This is a genomic window from Pseudomonas quasicaspiana (assembly GCF_021147825.1).
In the GTDB taxonomy this organism is placed as follows: Bacteria; Pseudomonadota; Gammaproteobacteria; order Pseudomonadales; family Pseudomonadaceae; genus Aquipseudomonas; species Aquipseudomonas quasicaspiana.
This window is the reverse complement of sequence record NZ_JAGTPI010000138.1, coordinates 1-596: the sequence shown is the minus strand read 5'-3', so window position 1 is coordinate 596 and position 596 is coordinate 1. Positions and strand designations below refer to the sequence as shown.

Here is a 596-nt window from a genome sequence, read left to right as displayed (position 1 = left end):
TTACGCCTGGGTGGCAGCATGAAGTGCTGTGCCTGTGTTCTTAGCTCCGCCAAACGTTTGGGGATCGTGCCCGGTGTTTCGGTCGGACAAAAGCGCAGCGCATTGGCTATAGCCTGAGACAGCCACAAAAAACTCAATCGTTGCGGTGCAACCTTCATTTCCTCAGCCATAAGGCGCATTTCTTGGCGGATCAAGTTGTACGCCAACAAGGTGCCCCAAAGCTCCTGACGGACTAGTTCAGGCTGCTTGCTGCGCAATTGCTCACCGTTGAGCAGGTTTTGTTTGATCTCTCTAAAACCCAGCTCTATTTCCCAACGCTCGTTGTAATGTGCGGCTACTTCGTTTGCTGGATAACGCTTGGCGTCGATCATTGAGGTGAGGTAGCGACGGGCTTTACCTTCTATCGAGTACTCGATCAATCTGGCCTGCCAGTGTTTGGGAAGATCATCGCGCTGCCTGTGGGCGTCACGAGAAACAGTTAACTGAACTAACCAATCACCTGGCCCCAACTCTTGGAGTACCTCGTATTTAATCCCGCTACGAGCCCGCATCAACCAATGCCGTTGCGTACCGCTGTGCTCCCAGTCGAGCAGGAA

General features: G+C 53.0%; 1 protein-coding gene. It reads right to left on the bottom strand.

Features of this window, described 5'->3' with window-relative positions; all coding sequences use genetic code 11:
- Positions 1 to 596: IS4 family transposase (locus KDX30_RS29460; RefSeq protein ID WP_231678252.1), on the bottom strand; the 596-nt coding region annotated here is incomplete at both ends.